Origin of the sequence: Microcoleus sp. FACHB-SPT15 (assembly GCF_014849525.1) — a bacterium.
Taxonomy (GTDB): domain Bacteria; phylum Cyanobacteriota; class Cyanobacteriia; order Cyanobacteriales; family Coleofasciculaceae; genus Symplocastrum; species Symplocastrum torsivum.
Genome location: NZ_JACJNU010000017.1, coordinates 31,012 through 48,693, shown reverse-complemented (window position 1 = coordinate 48,693; position 17,682 = coordinate 31,012). Strand labels below are relative to the sequence as shown.

General features: G+C 45.8%; 17 protein-coding genes. 6 read left to right on the top strand and 11 right to left on the bottom strand.

Translation table 11 applies throughout. From position 1 onward, the window contains the following. Positions 1–222: 222 nt before the first annotated feature. The 5 genes from tkt to H6F98_RS06380 all read right to left on the bottom strand — a co-directional run bounded on the left by tkt (position 223) and on the right by H6F98_RS06380 (position 4,641). On the bottom strand, positions 223–2,259 hold the full coding sequence (tkt, locus tag H6F98_RS06400; protein ID WP_192217835.1) for a transketolase: 2,037 nt from the start codon (positions 2,257–2,259) through the stop codon (positions 223–225). A gap of 290 nt (positions 2,260–2,549) precedes the next feature. Beyond that, positions 2,550–3,800: a beta-ketoacyl-ACP synthase II gene (fabF, locus tag H6F98_RS06395; RefSeq protein ID WP_192217834.1), complete on the bottom strand. Its 1,251-nt coding sequence runs from the start codon at positions 3,798–3,800 to the stop codon at positions 2,550–2,552. 66 nt (positions 3,801–3,866) lie between these two features. After that, on the bottom strand, positions 3,867–4,115 hold the full coding sequence (gene acpP, locus H6F98_RS06390) for an acyl carrier protein (protein WP_192217833.1): 249 nt from the start codon (positions 4,113–4,115) through the stop codon (positions 3,867–3,869). 42 nt (positions 4,116–4,157) lie between these two features. Next, complete coding sequence (locus tag H6F98_RS06385; RefSeq protein ID WP_192217832.1) at positions 4,158–4,439, bottom strand: hypothetical protein; 282 nt, start codon at positions 4,437–4,439, stop codon at positions 4,158–4,160. Continuing rightward, positions 4,414–4,641, bottom strand: coding sequence for a hypothetical protein (locus H6F98_RS06380; RefSeq protein ID WP_192217831.1), 228 nt, complete (start codon positions 4,639–4,641; stop codon positions 4,414–4,416). The genes H6F98_RS06385 and H6F98_RS06380 overlap by 26 nt, the downstream gene beginning before the upstream one ends. A gap of 638 nt (positions 4,642–5,279) precedes the next feature. Between H6F98_RS06380 and H6F98_RS06375 the strand changes: the two genes are divergently transcribed. Beyond that, positions 5,280–5,420 (top strand): transposase, encoded by a 141-nt coding sequence (locus tag H6F98_RS06375; RefSeq protein ID WP_199348326.1) that lies wholly within the window; start codon positions 5,280–5,282, stop codon positions 5,418–5,420. A 135-nt stretch (positions 5,421–5,555) separates the two neighbouring features. Here the strand turns inward: H6F98_RS06375 and H6F98_RS06370 are convergent, their stop codons facing one another. From H6F98_RS06370 to H6F98_RS06360, 3 genes are all read right to left on the bottom strand, one after another. After that, complete coding sequence (locus H6F98_RS06370) at positions 5,556–6,773, bottom strand: glycosyltransferase family 4 protein (RefSeq protein ID WP_192217830.1); 1,218 nt, start codon at positions 6,771–6,773, stop codon at positions 5,556–5,558. Between the two features lie 334 nt (positions 6,774–7,107). Next, positions 7,108–8,046 carry a DUF2382 domain-containing protein gene (locus tag H6F98_RS33375; protein ID WP_192217829.1) on the bottom strand — a complete coding sequence of 313 codons (939 nt, stop codon included), beginning with the start codon at positions 8,044–8,046 and terminating at the stop codon, positions 7,108–7,110. A gap of 159 nt (positions 8,047–8,205) precedes the next feature. Then, positions 8,206–9,057 carry a DUF2382 domain-containing protein gene (locus tag H6F98_RS06360; protein ID WP_192217828.1) on the bottom strand — a complete coding sequence of 284 codons (852 nt, stop codon included), beginning with the start codon at positions 9,055–9,057 and terminating at the stop codon, positions 8,206–8,208. Between the two features lie 321 nt (positions 9,058–9,378). On the opposite strand from H6F98_RS06360, the gene H6F98_RS06355 reads away from it, so the two are divergent. Both H6F98_RS06355 and H6F98_RS06350 read left to right on the top strand, forming a co-directional pair. Continuing rightward, positions 9,379–10,023 carry a bifunctional 4-hydroxy-2-oxoglutarate aldolase/2-dehydro-3-deoxy-phosphogluconate aldolase gene (locus H6F98_RS06355; RefSeq protein WP_192217827.1) on the top strand — a complete coding sequence of 215 codons (645 nt, stop codon included), beginning with the start codon at positions 9,379–9,381 and terminating at the stop codon, positions 10,021–10,023. 280 nt (positions 10,024–10,303) lie between these two features. Next, positions 10,304–11,116 carry a carbon-nitrogen hydrolase family protein gene (locus H6F98_RS06350; RefSeq protein WP_192217826.1) on the top strand — a complete coding sequence of 271 codons (813 nt, stop codon included), beginning with the start codon at positions 10,304–10,306 and terminating at the stop codon, positions 11,114–11,116. Positions 11,117–11,196: 80 nt separating this feature from the next. On the opposite strand, the gene H6F98_RS06345 is transcribed toward H6F98_RS06350, so the two are convergent. The 3 genes from H6F98_RS06345 to H6F98_RS06335 all read right to left on the bottom strand — a co-directional run bounded on the left by H6F98_RS06345 (position 11,197) and on the right by H6F98_RS06335 (position 14,588). Continuing rightward, a complete protein-coding gene (locus tag H6F98_RS06345) occupies positions 11,197–12,387 on the bottom strand; it encodes a Clp protease N-terminal domain-containing protein (RefSeq protein WP_192217825.1) in 1,191 nt (396 codons plus the stop codon). A gap of 360 nt (positions 12,388–12,747) precedes the next feature. Next, positions 12,748–13,416 carry a response regulator transcription factor gene (locus tag H6F98_RS06340; RefSeq protein ID WP_192217824.1) on the bottom strand — a complete coding sequence of 223 codons (669 nt, stop codon included), beginning with the start codon at positions 13,414–13,416 and terminating at the stop codon, positions 12,748–12,750. Next, the gene (locus H6F98_RS06335) at positions 13,413–14,588 is read right to left on the bottom strand and encodes a sensor histidine kinase (protein WP_242058412.1); all 1,176 of its coding nucleotides are present in this window, start codon (positions 14,586–14,588) and stop codon (positions 13,413–13,415) included. Before H6F98_RS06335 ends, H6F98_RS06340 begins: the two co-directional genes overlap by 4 nt. A gap of 319 nt (positions 14,589–14,907) precedes the next feature. Here H6F98_RS06335 and H6F98_RS06330 point away from each other — a divergent pair, with 319 nt between their 5' ends. The 3 genes from H6F98_RS06330 to H6F98_RS06320 all read left to right on the top strand — a co-directional run bounded on the left by H6F98_RS06330 (position 14,908) and on the right by H6F98_RS06320 (position 17,673). Further along, complete coding sequence (locus tag H6F98_RS06330; RefSeq protein WP_192217822.1) at positions 14,908–15,372, top strand: hypothetical protein; 465 nt, start codon at positions 14,908–14,910, stop codon at positions 15,370–15,372. Positions 15,373–15,537: 165 nt separating this feature from the next. Next, on the top strand, positions 15,538–16,317 hold the full coding sequence (locus H6F98_RS06325; protein WP_192217821.1) for an intradiol ring-cleavage dioxygenase: 780 nt from the start codon (positions 15,538–15,540) through the stop codon (positions 16,315–16,317). Positions 16,318–16,902: 585 nt separating this feature from the next. Further along, positions 16,903–17,673: a sucrose-phosphate phosphatase gene (locus H6F98_RS06320; RefSeq protein WP_199348325.1), complete on the top strand. Its 771-nt coding sequence runs from the start codon at positions 16,903–16,905 to the stop codon at positions 17,671–17,673. Positions 17,674–17,682 lie beyond the last annotated feature (9 nt).

Below are 17,682 nucleotides of genomic sequence, written 5' to 3'. Positions count from 1 at the left end.
CTTCACACCCACGCCGCCTAATAATTAGAACCTTTTCAAGCCACCTTGATGGAATGTCAAGGCTCCATGCTTAACGTCGAAATATAAAAGGAATCTTAAGTAGTCTTTGTAACCTAAATTACAAATCAAGAGAAAAGCCCCCTACCTTTAGGAGTAGAGAGCTTTGTTAATTAACATTTTGAGTTGATTAGCCGTCTAAAAACTAACAACTATTCAAGGCACTTAACCCAACAACTCTTTAGCCTTTGCTACCACGTTATCTACCGTGAAGCCAAACTTCTCCATGCAGACTGGGCCAGGAGCGGAAGCACCAAAGGTGTCAATGCTGACTGAGACTCCCTCACTGCCAGTGTATTTACTCCAGCCAAAGCTAGTGCCTGCTTCCACCGAAACTCGCTTGGTTACAGCTTTGGGCAGTACGGATTCCCGATAGTCTGCATCCTGAGCTTCAAACAACTCCCAACAGGGCATTGAAACGACCCGTACTTTTTTGCCCTCACCACGCAACTGCTCTGCTGCTTTGACACAGAGTTGGGTTTCGCTACCTGTCCCAATCAGAATAAGATCAGGCGTGCCATCGCTATCTGACAGGATATAAGCGCCTTTTGCTACTCCCTCAATAGAAGTATTGGGCAGATTGGGCTGTGCTAGCCGAGAGAAAGCGAGGAGCGAAGGCAGTGTCTTATTACCGAATTTCATTCCCCTAGCCGTCTCAATCGCCACCTTGTATGCCCCGGATGTTTCATTGCCATCAGCAGGGCGAATTACTAGCAAGTCGGGAATTGCTCGTAGAGAGGCAATATGTTCAATCGGTTGGTGTGTCGGACCATCTTCGCCGAGCTGGATTGAGTCGTGAGTCATCACATAGATAACACCCGCTTCAGACAAAGCAGAGAGGCGAATCGCCGCTCGCATATAGTCGGTAAACACCAAGAAGGTAGCGCAGTAAGGAATCAGCCCCGATCCATCCAAAGCAAGACCGTTGCAGATGGCTCCCATACCATGCTCACGCACTCCAAAGCGGAGGTTGCGATTCTCGTATTGATCCTTTTGGAAGTCTCCGGGGAAAGTCTTCAGATAGGTATTGTTGGAAGGAGCTAAGTCAGCAGAACCACCGATGAGTTCTGGGAGAACGCCAGCTAGAGCATTTAGGACTTTACCTGATTGGACGCGGGTAGCTTCCCCCTTGTCCTCTGGTGTGTATGTAGGCAGAACGGAATCCCAGCCTTCTGGGAGTATAGCCTCATGCATCCGGTGTAGTTCGGCGGCTTCTTGAGGATATTTCTCCTTGTAACGATCAAACAGTTGATTCCACTCTTCTTCTATTTTTGCTCCGCGATCAATCGCCTTGCGCCAGTGGCTCAGAGCATCTTCTGGAATAACAAAAGGCTCGTATTCCCAACCCAAGTTCTTGCGTGTCGCCTCTACTTCCGCTGCACCGAGGGCTGCACCGTGGGCATCGTGGCTATCAGCTTTATTGGGTGAACCATAGCCGATTGTTGTCCGAACCTTAATTAAAGAAGGCTTGTCGGTGACTGATTTGGCTGTTTCAATTGCCTTTTGAATTGCATCCAAGTCGGTGTTGCCATCTTCTACAACCAGGACGTGCCAGCCGTAGGCTTCATAGCGCTTACCGACATCTTCTGTAAATGCTAGGTCGGTGGAACCGTCGATGGAAATATGATTGTCATCGTAGAGGGCAATTAGCTTGCCTAGCCCCAAGTGTCCAGCTAAGGAACAGGCTTCGCTGGTTACGCCTTCCATGTTGCAACCATCACCTAATATGACGTAGGTATAGTGGTCGATGACGGGGAAATCAGGTTTATTAAATTTGGCTGCCAAGTGTGCTTCAGCCATTGCAATTCCAACACCATTGGCAAGCCCTTGACCCAAAGGTCCGGTTGTAATCTCGACCCCAGGATTCATGAAGTTTTCTGGGTGACCAGGGGTTTTTGACTCCCATTGGCGGAATTGCTTGAGGTCTTCGAGGGTAAGATCCTCATAACCTGTTAGGTAGAGCAGTGCATACTGCAACATACTGCCATGCCCCGCAGACAGTAAGAAGCGATCGCGATTCAACCAGGCAGGATTTTTGGGATTAAACCGCATAAAGCGATCCCACAGCACGAATGACATCGGTGCTGCGCCCATCGGCAGCCCTGGATGACCAGATTTGGCCTTCTCTACCGCGTCAATCGCTAAAAAGCGGATGGAGTTGATGCACAGTTCTTCGAGAGATTGTTGGGTTGCAACGGCCATAATTTCTGTTTAATGACTAAACGTGAACTAAGGTTTAACGCAAGATTTGTGTGAGCTAGAACTCTCGGACTTACGCACCCTTTAGATTATTTTAGGTATTTTTACCCAGTTGATCCCCCTAGTGACGCCAAAAATTTTTGGGGCAATTGGGGGATACTAGAGCGTCAGTCCTGAACTTGACAGCTCTCGGTCACCCTAAGGCTATACTCTCATCATCCCATTAGGGGGATCGATGAGCAAGCGTTGGGGATTACAGAGTAGAGCCGTCGATAGGGACTAGAAATTCATCCCTACCTGTATTTCTTGAATGCTAACGTGACATTGTGACCGCCAAACCCAAAAGAATTGGATAATACCACTTCTACCTTTTGATCGCGACTGGAACCTGGTACATAATCAAGGTCACAAGCGGGATCGGGATTTTTTAAATTGATTGTTGGTGGAATTTTGTCATTAGCTACTGCCATCACTGCGGCGACAGCCTCAATGCCACCAGAGCCACCCAATAGATGTCCGGTCATTGATTTGGTGGAACTAACGGCTACTTTGTAAGCGTGTTCACCTAAAGCTTTTTTAATTGCTGCTGTTTCCGTCGCATCGTTAGCTGGGGTACTGGTGCCGTGAGCATTGATGTAGCTCACTTGCTCTGGCGTAATCCCAGCGTCTTTTAACGCTAGCTGCATTGCCCTAGCTGCACCTTCTCCACCTGGTACAGGTGAGGTGATGTGATAAGCATCGCAGGTCATCCCGTAACCAACGATTTCGGCATAAATTTTCGCCCCACGGGAGAGAGCGTGTTCTAGTTCTTCCAAGAGGAGAATACCAGATCCTTCGCCCATCACAAAGCCATCGCGATCGCGATCAAAGGGACAGCAAGCTGATTCAGGCGTATCGTTACGGGTAGAGAGGGCACGGGCAGCAGCGAAGCCTGCAAAAGACAACGGTGTTACAGCGGCTTCGGTGCCTCCACAAATCATCGCCTGAGCATAGCCTCGTTGCACCAAGCGAAATGCATCCCCTACAGCATTAGAACCCGCTGCACAGGCAGTCACTGTGCAGTTATTCGGTCCTTTTGCACCCGTATGAATTGCCGTCAGACCCGCTGCCATGTTGGCAATCATCATCGGAATCATAAACGGGCTACATCGATCCGGACCACGAGTTAGGTAGATCTCTTGCTGATCTTCTAATACTTTGAGTCCACCAATACCCGTGCCAATAATTGCACCCACCTGTTCTGCGTTCAGCTCGTTAATTACAAACTGAGCGTCTGCCAGAGCTTGCTTGCTGGCACATACCCCAAATTGAGCAAAGCGATCCATACGCTTTGCTTCTTTGCGTTCCATGTACTTATGAGGATCGAAGCCTTTCACCTCACCAGCAATTCGGCAATCGTGCCGGGATGGGTCAAACAAAGTAATCGGAGCAATGCCATTACGCCCGCTCAATAACCCTTCCCAGTACTCAGCTACAGTGTTGCCTATCGGTGTAATTGCACCGAGACCTGTAACAACGACGCGCTTTTTTTCAAAATTTGTCATGATGCCAGTAAAACAGGGTTTGCACACCCAAAACGCAGAACTTCTCGTGAAATCCTAAAGCTCATCTTAAGCAGGAGCTTCTGCTTTATTACTGATATAGTCTACAGCCGCTTGGACGGTCGCAATCTGTTCAGCAGCCTCATCCGGAATCTCGATGTCGAACTCTTCTTCCAAAGCCATCACGAGTTCAACAGTATCCAGGGAATCGGCATTTAAATCGTTGGCAAAGTTGGCTTCAGGCGTTACGTCATTTGGGTCAACTTCCAGTTGTTCCGTAACTATTTTCTTAACTCTCTCAAAAATCTCTTGGTTCATAAAATGTTCCTCAACCTAGTCGGTTGAACTTTTCAAGCTGTGTTACTTACCTAGTTCTAGGCATTTTCTCATCTTATCGGAAAGCGGTGCGATCAATACGCTAGATGGTCGCTTCTCTAACTGGCACCTGATTTTTTGGGTAAGTCCACACTTTCTTTGACAATTGCTAGCCCCATCCCAGTGCCAGACATAGTCCCGACCTGACTGCCTCGACGAAGGACTCAGATAGTTGAGGAAGGTCTTCTGACCAAGTGTGATAATTAAGAGCAGGATGCAGCGCGATCGCAAAAAGCCAGGGCTAGCTGTCCACAGAACTCGAAGCATAAAGACGCTGGGTATGCTTCCCTTCACGGGACTCTTGCTTTACAAGACCTGCCATCGCGGATTGCTGTAATGTCATGAAAGCGTTTAAATCGTCTAAGCCATACTTTGTTGTTTGCAAAAGCAGCCGCAATCGATTCTCGGCTTCAACTGTTAAGTAGCCAGTGGCGAGAGCCTGTTGGACAATTTCAAGAATTCTATCCATTTGCTTAGACTTCCACATGTTCAGCAAAATCGGAGATTCAGAAAGCGTCTGAAGCATACATCACATTCAAATGCGTTAGAAAAGAGAGCAGTCCAACTGATCTCTCCTGAGATTGAGGTAGATGGCAACCCTGTGGAAGCCATGTCACAGCGGAAAAAGTAGACTAGAACGCTTGTAAAAGTCAGTTTTTGCGCGGTAGCTGCGGTAGCTATAGTACTTATCACCCTTTCTTGTGCCTTTTATGCAAAAAGTTTCCTCGACTTGCTGTAACCGTCGGCAGGAAACAACGTGATGTTTAACAAAACTAAACAAGATTTTGACTTCATGCTTCACCCATTCGGGTACTTTTGCCTAAAGTCATTGTCTAGTACCCTCAGAAAATCAGGGCTATTAGTGGTTGTTGCTTGAAAGAACGGCTTACTCTAAAAACCAAAAGTAACTGCCACCACCGAGTTGGGAAATTGCTGGATCCTATAGTTTTAGCAAAAACGCCGTAAGCCCCGCGCTATAATCGACGCGGACACATCAAGGCTACCCCTTGTACCGCGTAACGATTGAGCGTCGGGATTGAAGAGATCGGGTTGCCGTAGGCACGGAGGCAACCAATAAATGCAGTCGTTGTAACCATCCAGTCGGATGTGAGCATTCCTGATGTACCCGTTCACGGTCGTGCTATTGGCATTGACTTGGGATTGGAGCGATTTATTACCTCTTCTGACGGCAGTTTTGTGGAACGTCCAAAGTTCTTTAAGGCTCTGCTGGTGCGATCGCTCTATTGAACTATTCTCTGTTTCACACCGATGATGAAGATATTTCAAAATAGCTGGACAAGGTTCTAACAACTATACTAATACTTCCGTGGCGCTTAGCTATTCCTTGATTTACCTGTAAAACATCCTCATCATTTCACCGAATTATTTAGAAGCCATACTCTTAGTAAGGCGTTCTACTACAACTGTCTCCCTTTGTCGGTTTGTCTGATTCAGCAAATCCATTGCTTCCTGATGGAATCGTTCTGCCCATCTATCCCAATTCAAACGTGTCTCATATTCTTTTCTGGAAGAGTGCCTTAGATTCTCATAGACACTCTCCTCAGAGAAGTTTTCTATGATTAAATTAGCGTAATCATCACCTGATGCTGAAAGTGGTAATGTGTAACCGTTTTTCCCTTCTTTGATAATTGTAGGAATTCCTCCAACATCAGTAGTTAGTACAGGTAGAGCAAAGGCATTGGCTTCACAAGTTACAATCGGTGAACAATCAGCACGAGTGGGAAGAATGAAAAAATGTGAATTCAAAAACAATTTATCAAGTTGATTGCGTTCTTTAGGTACATTTTTGTTCAAGTAAGGGATAACAATGAGCTTGTCGTGTTTAATCTCAGCAGGAGGCATACAGCCAACGACAACTAGCTCAGCATTTACTCCCTTTTGCAAGAGGGAAATCAGTGTTTGAAAGGCAATATCTCCACCTTTCCTGTACCAATCTTTTCCAACTAGCAATAAGCGACAAGTTGAAGTTGGCTTTTTCGCTAAAGCTTCCTCAGCTAAAGGAGGAGTATCTAAATTGGCTCCAAAAGGAATAATTTCGATCTTGTCTGCCTCAGCCTGATAGTCAGAGATGGCTGAATCAGCCGCCCATTGAGAGGAATAGATGAGCTTGCTCGCCTTTGAAATCGCTATTGATTCTTGTTTTGATGCCCAATCACATTCTTGTTTATCAAAACCTGGTTCATAGAGTTGATGATACAAACTGAAGGTTATATCCGATAAGTAAATAATCGGAATACTTGTTTTTAGAAACATCAACTCTCTCGAAGCGATAGGAGCAAAAATTACATCGCACGGTGTTTCGGCAAGCTTTTTTTCTACTCCAGAAATAAATTTATGACGTTCAGCAATGTAACTAAGTGAGCCAAGTTTTTCTTCTGAAGAACTGTTTTTATTCCCTACATACCTCGAAATCTTTTGCCAAATCTTCTGCCAAAGGGATTTTTTTTTCGCTTCTCTCAAAGAAACTACCTGTATGTCTCTTGCCTTTAAAGCTCCTTGCATATAGAATAGCGTACCTGACCAAGCATTTCTATCTAGATGATCGTGAAAAGATAAAAATCCAACTCGTAAAGTCTGCATGGTTAGGCTTCCTTGATGTAATTATTGTAGCGGTATAGAAAACTACCCTTTGATGTTATTTTCGACGCGAACATTCACTGAAAGTTCCGCTACAAACAATCTACTAAAGTAACATGATGAATTACGATCTTCCTCAAGGTGAAGATAATTATAAAAAATCATCCCCCTTTCGGAGGAGATCTAAATTGTCATCTAGATTAGTAACATCTACAAGGTAATTCAGCTACTTCATAAATCTTATCATCAAACTAGTGATTGACAATTGGGGCGAAGATACTGTCCTGTTCTCGTTGTGAGCGGAAGGCTGATGGAGCCTCTTGCGAAAGCTACTGATTTACTGCCTAGAGCAACGATCAAACATTTTCTGGTAGGTTTCCTGAAGTTCTGGGTTATCTAAAACCAGTTCCACACGTACTTTGGCACAGCCATGCCGTCCTTGAAGGGCGATCGCTTCTAAAAGATTACTCGCCGCTTTCGGAGACAGAAATTCCCCAGTCACAGTCGGACGGTTATCAGAAGTTGGCGCTGCTAGCTGAGGTACAGCACTATCTGAACGAGATGCGTCTCTCAGTTCAACACCAGTAACTTCCCCATGTCCTAAGTCAATTTCTGCGAGTTGTATAGTTTCTGAGCCAACTTGCTCAATGATTAACTTCTCGCGTTGAACAGGTACCTCTACAATACGAGTTTCAATTTCTTTGCGAACAACAACCTCGCCTATTTTCCGTTTGCTGCGGTTGATAACTAACCGTTCTTCTAGCAAACGAACAATTTCTTCTTCTACTACCTCTCTCAGGTCAGAATCATCAATCATAGTTTGGTTATTCAATTCTTCTGGATATTCCGTTGTTAAAGATTCAGGCTTGGGAAGTGGAGTTTCACTATTCTCTAAACTGGTGTGGCTTACCTGAGTGACTGGGGGTGTCACCAAGGGTTCTGAAACCGCCTTCACATCCTGAACAGAAGGTTGATACACAGGTAGCTGGTTAAGTTCTGTTTGAGTGAGGTCTACAAAAAGCACTCGATTAGGTGTATCAACTTTCTGAATATATCTACTACTTAATAAAAAAAGAGGGGAGGTAGATTGAGCCTCTGAACGAGACATAACCATGTTCAACTGGCGGCTCTGGTTGAGTATGAAATCCTCAATCCGTCCAATGAGTTGCCCTCGCATATCGATCACAGCGTATGAACGCAGTTTTGTTCTTAATTTTTCTAATAAGTCATTGATTCTCGTTTTATTTTTTATAAACTCCGCCTTGCTCCCAGACATTTCTGTTCCCTCTCTCTTCCAATTTAACTAAAGCCGTATTGAAAACTACAGGTAGAGCCAACTAAGTTGCTTGCTCTACCTGTAGCAGCTATGAATACTTTCTTACTCGTACAATTTTGGCTTGTGCAGGAAAGCTATTCAAGTTTGGGTTTTGGAAGCCTAGCGATTTCTGTTAATTACGGGATTGCCGTCAGTATCAACATCTAGCTCTTCACGACGAAGTGTTTCTGTTGCATCTACAGTTTCATGAGTCACTTCTTTTCTGATGTTGATTTCTTCACGCACAAACGCTTTCTTTTGAATATCAGCTGTTTCTTCGTAAACTTCCATCCGTGCAACTTCCCCATCCTGGAAGTCAATGCTACCGGGGGTAACTTCCCTTGTATCAGTTGGGGTTGTACGCTCAATAATCACGCGCTCTTTATCAAGTGGAACTGAAACCTGTGCTGTCTCAGTTTCGACGTGTTTGCCAACTACAACTTCACCAGTCTTTTGACGGTTCTTGTTTGCAAACAAACGCTCTTCATACAGTTTGATTCTCTGCTGACCCTGCTCAGTTGGATTGTAGAGATGCTGGTCATGATCATAGTTGTAGGTATCACGGCTGTAGGTAGGCTGAGTAGCAGCGGCAGCAGCTACACCTGTACTAGCTGCGGTTGGTCTGAAAACGCCTCTGATCCGCTCTTCGTAGTCGTAGTCAACTGTCATGTTATCGTTGTACTCAGGCAAGCTTTCTACTTGCTCTTTGGTCAGACCTGTAACATAAACGCGGTGGCGATCATAATCCATTTGGACGCGACCAACAGGCACCAAAACTTTCTTACCAAAGACCCAGAACCCAGTGTCTAGTACTAAGTACCGGAAGCGCCCTGTTTCATCAAGAAGAGCATCATAAACACCACCGACTTTATCGTCTCTTTCGGTATAAACATCATATCCTTTGATGTCATCGCCGCCGAAAATTTCTTGCTTGTAGTTTGGATAAGCATCTGCAAGTTTTACAAGAGCCATACAATTAATCTCCTATCTTTCATTTCTATTAAACGCTTGAATAAATAATAGTCAAAAATGCATCTAGACTTCATCTTACTAATGGCAGATAAGTGAGAAATACTGTTTATAGCTTCAAAAATGTAAACTTCTTATACCAAAGCTTTTACTTTATTTTTATTTGAATTTTTAGTCTTTAGAAGAATTAATGCTTCAATTCATCTACCGAATGACTGAAAGTTAAATATCAAAAAGTAGCTCTATTTATAGACGATAAAAATATATTATTAACTCTAGCGAAAACTCAATGGAGTTTGATAATGTCTGAACTTTAGTTGAACAATGGATAATCACTCTTGGTTAACGCTGTTGCAACAGCAGCGAGCGATCGCAGTCATTCGAGCATCTCGCCAGTCTCTAGGGGTTCAAATGGCTAAGGCAGTGGTGGCAGGTGGGATGTCGGTAATTGAAATTACTTGGAATAGCGATCGCGCTGCTGAATTAATTAGTCAATTGCGCTTGGAACTACCAACTTGCATCATCGGAACAGGTACTTTATTAACTCAAGTACAATTACAACAAGCGATTGAAGCTGGGGCACAGTTTCTCTTTACCCCTCACGTAGACGCGGCTTTAATTGCTGCTGCTGTAGATGCAGGTATTCCAATTGTTCCAGGGGCACTTTCCCCTACAGAAATTGTTACAGCTTGGCAAGCTGGCGCTAGCTGTATCAAGGTTTTCCCGATTGAGGCGGTAGGAGGAGCCAATTATATTAAAAGTTTGCAAGGACCATTAGGTCAGATTCCTCTAATTCCTACGGGTGGGGTTACGCTAGCAAATGCCAAGGAGTTTATTACAGCCGGAGCCGTTGCTGTTGGTCTTTCTGGAGAGTTGTTTCCCAAGCCGTTAGTTGTTGCTGAAGATTGGGTGGCGATCGCACAACGAGCAAACACTCTAAGACAACACTTAGGAGTCGTACACACATAACAGTAGTGTATGCATCCAAGAGTAGTTTTTTGTAGAACGAGAGAAGTAACTCAGCGATAAAATACAGATAGCTACTGCTGCCTTGAGTAGCTCAGTTAGGAAATTCCGTTAGTGGTTAATCGTGGAGTCAAGCGGTACGTTATCTGTAATCGCTCGAAAATCCCTATTGCATTGCTAACAAGTTGGGAACGAACTTAGAGCAATTTCAATGTAGCCGTAGACTCCTTTGCCTGTTATAGTTGCCAAAACTCAGTCCTAGAATTTTCCGTTGCCATTACCAATGAAGTCCTATCTTGCCGCTGCAATTCAAATGACAAGTCTGCCTGACCTAGAGAAAAATTTGGTTGAGGCAGAAGAACTCATAGAACTTGCCGTGCGTCGGGGTGCCGAACTCGTAAGCCTACCTGAAAATTTCTCCTTCCTGGGCACAGAGAAAGAAAAAATTACTCAGGCAGAAGCGATCGCACAACAAAGTGAGAAATTTCTCACAACGATGGCACAGCGTTTTCAGGTGACCATCCTAGGGGGTGGTTTCCCAGTGCCCGTAAACAGCACAAGGGTCTATAATACGGCTCTGCTCATCGACCCTAGTGGCAATGAACTTGCTCGTTACCAGAAAGTTCATCTGTTTGATGTCAATGTCCCTGATGGCAACACGTATCGAGAATCGACTACAGTGATGTCCGGTACCCAGTTGCCCCCTGTCTATCCTTCAGAACAACTAGGCAACTTAGGGCTTTCCGTCTGCTACGATGTGCGCTTTCCAGAGCTTTATCGACACTTATCTTACAAGGGTGCCGACATCTTATTTGTCCCTGCTGCCTTTACTGCCTACACTGGCAAAGACCACTGGCAAGTTCTTCTCCAAGCTAGAGCAATTGAAAATACCTGCTATGTCATAGCACCTGCCCAAACAGGCCGTCATTATGCGATGCGGCATACTCATGGTCACGCCATGATTATTGACCCGTGGGGCTTAATTTTAGACGATGCTGGAGATACGCCAGGAGTAGCGATCGCGGAAATTAACCCAGCTCGCCTTCAACAAGTCCGTCGCCAGATGCCCTCTTTGGAGCATCGGGTTTTTGTTTGAGTAAAGGAAAGGAGGAGCAGGGGAAGCAAGGAGGGTATTTCAGCACGGCTTGGTCTACTAATTCCCTATTCCCCATTTTCTTAATCAAATACAGGTGACCAGAGTTCAGATACAGGAAGTTCCCATTCAGGTAGTAGTTCTGTGAGTGTCAAGGTTTCGCCATTCTTTAGGATAATCCTCTCACTCCCTTGGCGATCGCAAGTCACAGTCTGCTCATCCGGGTCAATCAGTAAGCCAATTTTTGCTCCTTGCTCCAAGAACAATTGAATTTTGTCTTGGAGTAGGGATACTCGGTCAAAAGCAGATTTTATTTCCACGACTAGGTCAGGTACCAGTTCAGGATAGGTTCGTGGTATCCGCTTCAAGCGTTCTCGTGAGATGAATGCAAGGCGGGTAACCAAAACGTCTCCATTCGGTAGCGCAAAACCTGTTTGATGAACCACCCGCCCCAATTGCCGTGGTTCAATCCAAGACAATAAGCGGGTACTCAAACGGACACTAATTTCACCAGAAGTAAAGTCTGCTGGTCGTTCTGGCTCAGATGACTCACTACTTACAGCCCAGTTAAACCGACTCGTTCTCATTAGAACTGATGGTTCCTCTCGAAGAGGCTGTTGTAGTTGTTCAAGAACCTGTTGTTCCAAATCCTGAAGGTTGATGCCAAGGTTCTTGAGGACAGCCGTTGATACGCCATCTTTTTCGCGGATTAGCCCCAAAAGAATATGCTCTGTGTCAATTTCATCATGGCTTAACCGCTTTACTGCCTCTGAGGCAAGTTTGAGAACCTGCTTTGCTCTGGGAGTCAAGGGTCTTTGCCTATCCAAAAGTGTTGAACCGTAGCCGATAATTTTCTGCACTTCCACTTGTGCCTTCCAGAGGTCTACCCCCATCGACTGGAGAAGCTGAGCGGAAAAGCTTGTTCGTTCACTGAGCAGTCCCAGCAGAATCTGTTCAGTGCCGACAAAGTTATGCCTCAAGCGTTTTGACTCATTTTGGGCTAGCCTTAGCACTTCGATCGCTTTTTCGCTAAGCCCTTCAAAGCTCTTTTCTTGGGGGAATCTTCTGGCGAACATAGACCTTTGCTCCAGAATGAATATTTTTTCAACAGGGCAGTTAAAAAGTTCAGCAATTTTGAAGGCGAGGGGAAGGCTGGGGTCTGATTTCCCCGTTTCCAGTGCGTTGACCGTTTGACGGCTGACATCTAAACGTTCTGCCAAGTTCGCCTGAGACCAGTTCCGTTCAGTTCTAAGAGTACGTAAACGGTTTTTCATTCTTGGAAAACTGATTCATCAACGTAGCTCTATCTAGAAAATAGGTGAGAGGGACAGGTAGTAGGTGGTAGGTGGTAAGGATTTTCATCGCAATGCTAGTGAACGCAGCGCATAGGCGACTGTCTTGATACGAGCCGTCGATTGGTAAAGTAAAGCTTACAACTAAGTAAAGTAAACTTTACTTTTTTAGAGTATAGCAGTTCTTCCAAAGGATGAAATACCCTCATGTGGGGTAGGAGAGACTATTGCTGTAAATTTCAAAATTATTTGGCACTCATTCTTCAGCAGGAGAAGAGGCAAGTTAACCGTAGCTCGTTTTTGATAGCGCTGTTGCTCTGCACGTACCTGATTCAATTCCAGTTAGTGCTGCAATAGAGGTAAAAAAGCACTGACAAACATGGCAGCCTGAGTGCGATCGCGCAAATTTAACTGACTCAAAATCCTGGTAATGTGGTTTTTGACCGTTCGTTCTGAAATGTAGAGCGCTTCTGCAATCTCCCGATTACTCGCACCTGTAGCAATGAGGCACAGCACCTCTCGTTCTCTAGCCGTCAGTCCTGTGAGTTCTGGGGGAAGCTGGGTAGGCTGGGGTGGAGTTAAGGGTGGAGTGTGAGCGATCGCTTTTTCCATCAATCCTGGCCCCATTTGGGTGTAGCCTTTATGAACGGCTCGAATGGCTCCTGCTAAGTCATCGGAATGAGTGTCTTTTAGGAGATACCCTCGCGCCCCTAATTGCATGGCTTGCGAGACATAATCATCGTCGTCAAATGTCGTCAGCACTAACACTTTGGTTTCGCTAAATTGCTGACAAATCAGGCGGGTGGCAGCAACACCATCCATGACAGGCATCCGGACATCCATCAAAACCACATCCGGTTGCAAGGCTTCGACTTGAGCGATCGCCTGTTGTCCGTTTTCCGCTTCACCTACGACTTCTAAATCCGGCTTGGCTTCCAGGAGACTTCTCAATCCCTGACGAATAATCATCTGGTCATCGACGAGTAATAGGCGAATCTTGATATCTGTCATAGTGCCAGCCTCGGTAACGGAATCAACACAGTAATTCGGCAGCCTTTTCCCGATTGACTTGCCAGGAAGAACTGTCCGCCCAACGCCACAGTTCGTTCCCGCATTCCCTGGAGTCCAAACCCGGTTGTATTTCGCTCTGGATTAAACCCTTGACCATTATCGTTAATTTGGAGTTGAATCGCTTCCGGATTCTCTCGAAGGTCAATGCTGACCTGGGTCGCAGCGCTATGCTTGTAAATGTTGGTCAGCGATTCCTGAATAATTCGGTAGAGTGCCGTGCTAATTTCTGTAGGAATTGGCTGAGATAGTTGAATCCTATAGTTTGGTAGAATTCCGCTTGTTTGGCGAAACTCATTGACTACTTTTGCGATCGCGGTTTCCAGCGATTGTCCTTGCAAAGGATCGGCTCGAAGTGTAGAGATTGAGCGCCGCACCTCCTGTAATGCCCGAGAACCTAGCTGTTTTGCCTCCTGTAAAAACGATGCTGTTTTCTCGGCATCGGGTGGCAGAAACAACTGGGCATTTTCTAACTGAATACTCTGTGCTGTCAAGGCGTGTCCTAAGGCATCATGAATTTCGCGGGCAATCCGATTTCGCTCTTGCAACGTGGCTTGGTCTTCAATTCGCAGGGCATATTGGCGCAATTGCTCGTTGGCAAGCAGCAGTTTTTCACGGCTTTGACGTTCGGCAAGCAAAGCATTGACCAACAGTAAGATAAACAGGAGAGCAAGTCCAAAGGTGACTGCTGCATTCAGCTTCAGCGTCAAAATCGTATTGGCTATAGACTCTGGTATTGGTCCGTGTCTTGGCGGACGCGGTGCAGGTCGTACAAACAACGTCACCAGGAAGGCAATAAATACCAGTCCTGCCACAATCAGGCGACCAACTTGCTCAAAGATCAGACAACTGCGAATTAAGATAATTAGACTGACCAGTGGGAAAAAGTCAGGTCGGCTGTCCAGCAAAAACGCTAAAAACAGTAATCCAAACTCCAACCCGGTATAAAGCACTTTGTCACGAGGACTCCCCGTCGGAAGCTTTAAGCCCATCAGACCAAAGCACATGAGCGTGAGAATCGACAATAATAGAGTTGTTGGACTAATCCCATGTCGGGTGGGTCGAATCTCTCCCAACAGCGTTATCCCCAACAGAATCCATTCCAGATAGAGCATCAGGTGAAAGGAATGGCTGGAAAAGGGCGCTCGGCGGTGCATGGTAGGGGAAGGGAAATGATTTCAGCCCTCCTTAGGTAGCAGAGAGCGACTTTGCAACGATTACTTAGTTTTAATCTATTTCGGATAGAGCCTCAATTTCCAGAGCCTTACTTCCCAACTTGAACAGGACATCTTGTGACCAAACTCATAAAGGGATTAGGACTTTGGTACTAGGTCAAATTGGGAAGTTCGATCCATGCGGAAGACCGATACCAGTTTCTAGGATTTAAATGTCGAACAGCCCAATAGTTCGATTTGTCAATACCTAAGGACTACTATGAACCCTAAATTTGGTCTAAGTCTGAAAAACCGACTCTCTAACATCAAACTATTGCCACTGGTAGCTGGCACACTTTCTCTGGCACTCTCTACTGCAATTGTTCCAGTCGTGTTTGCTCAATCTAATACACCGCCTGCACCGACACAATCCCGTCAGAACTGGCTGAACTTGACACAAGAGCAGCAAGAGCAAATGCAGCAGATCAAGCAAGCTAAGCAAGAGCAGATCGACAACATCTTGACAGCGGAACAACGTTCTCTTGTAGAGGCTGCCAGAGAGAACGGAGAACATCCCCGTCGGGTTTTTCAATCGCTCAATCTCACTGACGAACAACAAGCCCAAATGGAGGAAGTACGTCAAACCGCCAAAGAGCAGATGGATGCAATCCTAACCGCCGAGCAGCGTCAGCAACTTGAGCAACGTCGTCAATCCCGCCCTCAAGGAATGCGAACCCCGCAGTAGACGGATTGCTCCAGACGCGATCGCTCATCCAAGAGCCAATACTCCTCGGTTAAGAAGAATTGTAGGTTGGGTTAAGGTAATGAAACCCAACCTATATCAGCTTCAGTTTAGAGCTTATCCGAACACTATTGGAGGTTTATAGAGAGTATCTAGTAAGTAAATGAGATGAAAAAAGACCGTGTGACAACAATCCCAGTAGCTTCCATATTTAAGCGACGAGAGGTGCTTAGCTTCCTAGGAGCAACAGCAGCCGTATCGCTCGTCGGATGCTTACGCGGACAGTCCGCCTCAGTAAAACTGACGGGCACGTCAGCTCAGACACCAACTCAGACAGCGATAGCGACGACACCTTCTTGTGTAGTAAGACCTCAACAAACAGAAGGTCCGTATTTCATTGATGAGAAGCTCAACCGCTCCGACATTCGGTCAGATCCCTCGGACGGTTTGCTAAAGCAGGGAGTACCGTTGCGTTTGGTGTTTCATGTCTCTCAGATTGATGGTCGCTCCTGTACACCTCTGACTGGTGCCGCCGTGGATATTTGGCACTGTGACGCGATCGGCGTCTATTCGGATGTAACAGACCCAAGTTTCAGTACCGTCGGGAAAAAGTTCCTGCGTGGCTATCAGGTGACGGACACCAATGGAACAGTCGAGTTCGTTACAATCTATCCCGGTTGGTATCCAGGCAGAACGGTTCATATTCACTTCAAGATTCGCACTGATTCTGCGTCCCAACAAGGTTATGAGTTTACGTCACAGCTTTACTTCGATGATTCCCTCACTGATCAAATCCACGCGCAGCCCCCATATACCGCTAAGGGGCAACGCACCGTGAACAATGACCGAGACGGCATCTATCGAGATGATGGTGAGCTATTGATGATCCAGCTAACCGAAGATGCACAAGGGTATGTAGGGGCATTCAATATAGGGCTTCAGATATAGCTCTTCAGCAGTCAGCTTTCAGCGGTCAGCTTTCAGCCAAATAGCCTCCGGCTACGGCTCATAGCCTCCTGTCGATGTCCTAACCTCATTGGCTACTGCTATAACTTGAACTTTGACATTCTCCCGGACTAACCGCAAGGAGAAAGCCTTACGAAAAAAAATCGGTGGCTGCAGAAATTGCACAACCACCGATATAGAACAAATTAGAGGAAATCCTAGAGACTTAGGTCAAAATTTTTTGCCATTTTTATCTTTGGGTGCTACACATCAGCGTTTCAGAAGACTCCCAATCCTCTGCGATGTGTAGCGTATTGCAAAAGTAAAATGGTTTGGCTTTAGGTTTGATAAGCTCTAACAAGGCTACGTTAATTCTTTACTACAAAGCCCGTCTCAGAGATTCCTGAAACTTTGCCAAAAACTTCTGCCTTAGATGGGATGACTTAAACTTTAGCTACCTCTTAGGGAAGACACGCTCTGTAGTAGGCTGGCAAAGAAGCAAGGGAACCACAGCGACTTGACATTTGCTCAAGACGAAAGTATGACACTGTCGTATAGGACAATAATGCAGTAGCAAGACAGCAAGTGATGAGCGAGGTTGCCGTGGCAGCATTTCTATTCGTAACTGATTTAGACAATACTTTAGTGGGCGACGACCACGCTTTGATAGAACTCAACCAGAAGTTGAGCCAACATCGGCAAGAGTATGGGACAAAGATAGTTTATGCCACAGGGCGATCGCGTAGTTCCTACAATACCTTGAAAGCCGAGAAGCAACTCCTAGACCCAGATGCACTCATCGCCTCTGTAGGTACAGAAATTTATGATGATGATCGAGACGATAACCCTGATCCAGCTTGGTCAGCAAAACTTTCTGAAGGTTGGGATCGAGAACTCGCTGTGGCAACGGCTGCCCATTATTCTGACTTGGTTCCGCAAGAAGACTCTGAACAGCGTCCCTTCAAAGTTAGCTATCTAGTGACAGAAGAAGCGGCTGTAGAAGTGTTACCCCGCTTGAAATTACAACTTTCTGAGCGTGGACTTGATGTTAAGTTAATCTTTAGCGGTGGTAAAGACCTCGACATTCTTCCTCGCCATGCCGACAAAGGGCTAGCGGTACAGTTTCTTCAACAAAAGTGGGGAATTGATACCACACGAACCGTTGTGTGTGGCGATTCAGGAAATGACATTGCTCTATTTAGTGTCGGCTCTTCACGAGGAATTATTGTTGGCAATGCGCGACCAGAACTCCAGCAGTGGTACGACGAAAACCCTGCTGATTATCGGTACTTAGCTCAAGGACACTGTGCGGCTGGTATCTTGGAAGGCTTACAGCACTTTGGTTTCTTTAGCAGTTAACGGCTGAGC